The organism is Psychrobacter sp. 16-MNA-CIBAN-0192, assembly GCF_040309565.1.
In the GTDB taxonomy this organism is placed as follows: Bacteria; Pseudomonadota; Gammaproteobacteria; order Pseudomonadales; family Moraxellaceae; genus Psychrobacter.
In genome coordinates, this window is the sequence record NZ_JBEOOX010000136.1 from 1 (window position 1) to 285 (window position 285).

The window sequence follows — 285 nt, forward strand, 5'->3', positions numbered from 1 at the left end:
GTGTACCTCATGGTGTGTACTTACCATACATATTCTATCGTGATTGATGCGCTATATAGGTATCGAACTGTTTGGCTTTGCTTACTCAAAATTTTTCACTAATCTTATTTATAGCGTTTTTTCTGATGAACGATTCATCATCATTGGTTAACTTCAATAGCAAGTCTTTTGGTATGTTTTTATTATAGACGAGTCTATTTCTGACAGAGGCGTCTTTATCATCTGCCAATACCTCAAATATTTCTCTAGTTATTTTGTTTTTCATAGCAATATTCCCTCTAACGG

Annotated in this window: 1 pseudogene; it reads right to left on the reverse strand. The window is 33.7% G+C overall.

What is annotated here, in order from left to right:
• Positions 1 to 85: 85 nt before the first annotated feature.
• Positions 86 to 285 (reverse strand): annotated as a pseudogene (locus AAEY78_RS12650) (hypothetical protein); the annotation flags it as partial.